Source organism: Petrotoga halophila DSM 16923 (assembly GCF_002924615.1).
Window position 1 is genome coordinate 1 of sequence record NZ_JALY01000291.1, and the last position, 5,538, is coordinate 5,538.

At 33.0% G+C, this 5,538-nt stretch carries 5 protein-coding genes and 1 pseudogene; all 6 read left to right on the top strand.

What is annotated here, in order from left to right; genetic code table 11:
* Positions 1-58 precede the first annotated feature (58 nt).
* Positions 59-1,084: a LacI family DNA-binding transcriptional regulator gene (locus AA81_RS13115; RefSeq protein ID WP_103079292.1), complete on the top strand. Its 1,026-nt coding sequence runs from the start codon at positions 59-61 to the stop codon at positions 1,082-1,084.
* 58 nt (positions 1,085-1,142) lie between these two features.
* Positions 1,143-2,399 carry an extracellular solute-binding protein gene (locus AA81_RS13120; protein WP_103079293.1) on the top strand — a complete coding sequence of 419 codons (1,257 nt, stop codon included), beginning with the start codon at positions 1,143-1,145 and terminating at the stop codon, positions 2,397-2,399.
* A 57-nt stretch (positions 2,400-2,456) separates the two neighbouring features.
* On the top strand, positions 2,457-3,335 hold the full coding sequence (locus AA81_RS13125; RefSeq protein ID WP_103079294.1) for a carbohydrate ABC transporter permease: 879 nt from the start codon (positions 2,457-2,459) through the stop codon (positions 3,333-3,335).
* A 16-nt stretch (positions 3,336-3,351) separates the two neighbouring features.
* Entirely contained in the window at positions 3,352-4,173 is an 822-nt protein-coding gene (locus AA81_RS13130) for a carbohydrate ABC transporter permease (RefSeq protein WP_103079295.1), read from the top strand.
* Positions 4,174-4,212: 39 nt separating this feature from the next.
* Positions 4,213-5,121, top strand: a complete 909-nt coding sequence (locus AA81_RS13135; RefSeq protein ID WP_103079296.1) for a dihydrodipicolinate synthase family protein — start codon at positions 4,213-4,215, stop codon at positions 5,119-5,121.
* 118 nt (positions 5,122-5,239) lie between these two features.
* Positions 5,240-5,538 (top strand): annotated as a pseudogene (locus AA81_RS13140) (L-fucose/L-arabinose isomerase family protein); the annotation flags it as partial.

Consider the following 5,538-nt stretch of genomic DNA (forward strand, 5'->3'; position numbering starts at 1 on the left):
ATAATAAGAATTAGTAACGCAATCGATTGCTTACTAAATGCTTATGGAGGGTAATCCCATGCAAAAACCAACAATAAAGGACATCGCAAAGGTTTTGAATATCTCTCCCTCTACAGTTTCAAGGGCGTTGTCTGGTAAACCTGGTGCAAGTGAAGAATTAAGAAAAAAAGTTATAGATACCGCTCAAAAATTAGGATATATGAAAAATCTATCCGCAGGTACCCTTAAAAATTCAAAATCAAAGATTATTGGTGTTATAGCGTTTGATATAAGGAACCCTTTCTTTTTGGAATTTTTAAAAGGAGTAGAAGATGTTTTATTCCCACGTGAATATAAGATTTTGTTAAGTAACGTCGACGAGAATGTGGATAAAGAAAAGATCTATTTAAACTGGATGATCGGTCATGGAGTTGAAGGTATTTTAGCCTCACCAGTTACAGAAAGTACTGGTAGAAGCAATTTGAGAATATATCAAGACTTTTTCAAAATTGGTATACCAATAGTTTTCTACGATAGAATGTTTTATAATCAGAATCAGTTTGATCATGTGATTGTAGATAACCAAGATGCAATTATTCAAGCCTTAATGTATTTAAAAGAAAATGGTCATGAAAAGATCGGTATTTTTTTATCTAAAAAAGGAATATTCACTATAGAAGAAAGGCTCAAAGGATTTATTAAAGGTTGTAAATTGTTGAATATCCCCGTAAAAAACGAATGGATATGTGAAGATATATACCCTCACGAAAAAACAATAGAAGTTTTAAAAGATCTAAAGAGAAAAAATAATTTACCCACGGCGATAATAGCTACAAACAACAATATAACTAAGTATATAGTCTACGCAGCTAAAAAAAATAACATAAAAATTCCTGAAGAACTGTCTTTAGTTGGATTTGATGATTTACCAGAAAATGAACTGATAGATCCACCTTTAACGACTATAAAACAACCAATATTAGAAGAAGGTAAAATAGCTGCCACATCTTTGCTGTCAAGGATAGAAGATAGATATGCCAGACCTATGAGAGTAATATTAAAAGGAGAATTAATAAAAAGAAAATCAGTAAAGAATTATGTATAAGAGATAAATTTTCTAATTTCTTATGAGTATCCTATAACTTTAATATGGAGGTGGTATTATGAGGTTTAAAAAGTTTTTACTGTTTGGTTTGCTGATAGTTGGATTAACGATTGCTTTTGCTGCTGAAAAAACCACTCTTTATTACACTACTCTTTTTCATAGTGGTGATGCACAAGCTATGGAAAAGATCGTTCAAAGAATCAACCAAGAATCAGAAGACATGTATGTTATATTGGTGCAAGGAGCATGGGAAAATTACTACGCTCAACTTATAAATCAAGTAGTTGCAGGGAATGCTCCTCAGGTTGGTATTGTACATTCAAATATGTTTCCATCTATGAAAGATGCACTTACCCCACTGAATGCTTCCCCGGCAGGTGATTTATTAGCAAAAGCTGGATTTTCCAGAGAAGATTTCTATACTGATGTATGGGACTCTTCAACTTTTGACGGTCAACATTATGGTATTCCATTAGATACCCATATGTGGGCAATGTGGTATAACAAAGATATCTTTGAAGAAGCTGGGTTGGATCCTGATGATCCCCCAACTAATGCTGCAGAACTGGAATATGCAGCCCAAAAAATAAAAGAAGCCGGATATTATGCAGTTCATTTCGCAGAAGATGGGGTTGCTCGAAAGCTGATGAGAGCTTGGTATATTTTCTATTGGCAATTAGGCGGAGAATTATTTGATGGAAATTATACAAAAGCCACTTTCAACAATGAAAAGGGACTCCAAGCTTTGGAGTATTTGGTAAACAGTGTTCAAGAATGGAATTGGAATATTCCCGGTTCAGATGGATTTAAGCAGTTTGCTGCTGGAGAATTAGGGATACTATTTGCTGGGAATTGGTACTATTATTCAGCTGAAAACGCTCAGATAAATTATGGAGTAGCAAAAATACCAACCATATTTAACAGTCCCGCAACTTGGGGGAACAGCCATAATCTTGTTATTCCTAAACAAGCAACCTCAAATCCTCAAATTTATGAGCAATCCATGGAATTAATTAGAAGAATAACGGAACTAAGTTATATGTGGGGTATGTTTGGTGGACATTCTCCAGCTTACAACGAATCAAGAAATTCTCCCGAATTGTTAAATTCACCTGTATGGAGAAAAAGTTTAAATGTGTTTAGTCTAATGGCAGAGGAAGGTTATTTACATTATCCCCCAAACCACCCTAAAGCAGCAGAGTTAGAAAATGCTATTCAAGTTCATGTTCAACAGGCTTATAACGGAACATTGACACCTGAAGAAGCCTTAGCAAAAGCAGAAGAAGAATGTAACAGAATTCTATCAGAAGAATGAATACTAATAGAGGGGGATTTTCCCCCTCTATTAATATAGATATTGAGGTGATAAGTTTTGAAGCAAAGGGCTAGAGATCAATGGAGTGGAATTTTATTTGCTCTACCGTTTGTAATAGTATGGAGTGTTTTTACCTTATGGCCTGTTATTTCAGGTTTTATAATTAGCTTACACAATTGGGACCCTTTAAGAGGATCAGAATATATAGGCTTTGAAAATTATAAGTATCTTTTTACAAGTGAACGTTTTTGGAATGCTTTTTTTAATACTTTTGAGTTTGCCCTTATTATGATTCCTTTAACTTTAATCTTTGGATTACTATTTGCATTCTTCCTATATTTTTCAAAAAGTAAAGCCAAAGGTTTTGTAGAAGGTGCTCTCTTTTTCCCATATCTTTTGAATGTTTCTATAATTAGTCTTGTTTGGAAATGGCTTTTTGATCCTGACTTTGGATTAATTAATGAATCATTAAAGATGATCGGGATTTCTAACGCACCACAATTTCTGAATCATCCTGTGTGGGTTATTCCAGCCATAGCTTTTGCAAGTGCCTGGTGGTTAATGGGTTATAGGATGACAATTTTTCGGGCAGCGTTAGAAAGCCAACCTGTTGAAATAGTGGAGGCTGCAATAATTGATGGAGCTAACAAATGGCAAATAATGTTTAAAATCTTATTCCCTCTAATAAGACCTCAATTTCTTTTTGCAATGGTTTTAACAATAATTTCTGGATTTAACGTATTGGGACAAGTGATGATAATGACTGAAGGTGGGCCGGGTAGATCTTCCGAAGTTTTAGCTTTATATTTATATAGAGAAGCATTTTCATATTTCCGAATGGGGAGGGCTGCTGCAATCGGATTTATTTTATTTGTAATTATTTTTATTTTCACTTTGATTGCTATGAGATACATGGGAAACGAAAACAAAGGATAGAGTAGGAGGGGTTTTTTTGAAAAAGCGCGGAAACACAAAATTTTTTGATATTATAATGATAATAATAGCCATATTATGGTTGATACCAGTTTTTTGGATGGTTGATACTGCTTTTAAGCCAACACCAGAAATCTTCACTAGACCTCCCAAATGGATCCCAGAAAGTTTTACATTAGAACACATTAGAGGTGTAATTAATAATTGGCCATTTGGAAGATGGTTATTAAATAGTGTAGTTGTCTCTGGTTTTTCAACGTTAATCTCACTTTTCTTATCAATATTTGCAGCATACTCCTTTGCTAGAATTCAGTGGAAAGGAAGAGATTTTTTGTTTGTTGTTTTACTCGCAAGTATGCTAATCCCTTGGCAAATAAATGGAGTCCCACTATATTTTTTAATGAATAATTTAAACTTGTTAAATAAATTAATTGCAGTTATTTTACCTATTTCTGCCATGCCAATAGGAGTTTTTTTATTGAGACAATTTTTTATAGGAATACCAACTGAATTAGAGGATTCAGCTAGAATTGATGGTTGTAATAGATTAGACATTCTTTTTAGAATAATTATTCCTGTCTCAGCTCCTGCTTTATCTGCATTAGGGATTTACATGTTTATCTTTAGTTGGAATGAATATTTTTGGAGCTTAATAGCACTACAAAGAATTAATAAGTTCACATTACCAATAGGTTTGAATACATTGCAAGGAGCATATGATATTGAATATGGTTTACTTATGGCCGCCGCATTTTTGGCTTCGATTCCTGTAATGATTGTTTTTCTAATTTTAAGAAGGCAAATAATTAAAGGAATGAGTTGGTCAGGTGTGACTAAATAATTTACTTCATTCAAAATATTAGCTAAAGAGGTGTTATATATGAATTTAGAAGGAATAATCACAGCACTTGTAACTCCTTTTGATGAAAAAGGAAATATAAATGAAGAGTTATTAAGAAGTTTATGTGAATATCAAGCTAATAAGCAAGTTAATGGGATTTTGGTTCTAGGAACAACTGGGGAAGGAATTTCATTAAGTATGGATGAAAGAAAATTAATTGCCGAAATTGTTGTCGATGAATTAAAAGGAACTGTCCCAGTGATAGTACACGTTGGTAGTAGCAACATAAAAGTAGTATTTTCTCTTGCTCAACATGCTGTAGATATTGGTGCTAATGCAATTACCTCAATTGCACCATATTTTTTCAAAATGAGTGATAAGGAGATTTTAGATTTTTACGTTGGACTATCCAACAACGTTCCAAAAGATTATCCGATATTTGTCTACAATTTTCCTGAAGCAGCTGGTAATGATGTAAATCCTGTTATTTTAGGAAAATTGTTAGATAAAGTTGAAAATATAGCAGGTATTAAATATAGTTCAAGCAATATGATGAGAACGCAAGAATACCTAAAATTAAAAAAGAATAATTTTAAAATTTTTACAGGAGCAGATCAACTTTTTTATCCAGCGTTGTGTTTAGGGTGCGATGGGTTAGTTTCAGGAAATGCAAATGTTCTTCCCGAATTGTATTTAGCTATTTTTAGAAGTTTTAAAGAAAATAATCTTAAAGCTGCAAATAAACTTCATTATTTTGGTAATGAGATTGCTAAACTCTTTAAATATGGAAATATTCCTGCTTTAAAAGCAGGAATGAAACTCAGAGGGATTGATGGAGGTTACGTGAGACAACCTTTTAGAGAATTAGGCATACATGAAACCAACAAACTTCAAGTAGAATTTAGTCAAATTCTTAAGCAAATTAGAAAAATATTACCTCAGATTTAAATAGTTAATTGGTGTATATAGATAGAATAAAAATATTTTTGCTAGGAAAGGAGATATTTTATATTTTTTGGAATTTTTAAAGATAGTAAATATAGTAGAATGAGGAGGTTATTTTTATATGCAAAAAAGGAAAGTAGGAATAATCACATTTTCAGACGGAAGAGATTTTGTTCATGAGGAAACCTTAGAGATGAACAAAAAATTTGAACACAGGCTAGTAAAAGCGTTAGAAAGCACCGGTGAAGTAGAAGTAGTGAGAGCTTCAGACATTGTAAACAAACCATCCAAGGCCAAAAAAGCCGGAAAAGAAATGATGAAAGCAGAAGTGGAAATGACGATCTTCAATTATTCTATATGGTGTTGGCCTCACTTAAGCGTTATGGCTTCACTTTATGCCCCTGGACCGTATTTAACTTA

Excerpts from the sequence above, each read along its gene's own strand:
- AA81_RS13135 (WP_103079296.1), top strand. The coding sequence starts at position 4,213 with ATGAATTTAGAAGGAATAATCACAGCACTTGTAACTCCTTTTGATGAA.
- AA81_RS13120 (WP_103079293.1), top strand. The coding sequence starts at position 1,143 with ATGAGGTTTAAAAAGTTTTTACTGTTTGGTTTGCTGATAGTTGGATTA.
- AA81_RS13115 (WP_103079292.1), top strand. The coding sequence starts at position 59 with ATGCAAAAACCAACAATAAAGGACATCGCAAAGGTTTTGAATATCTCT.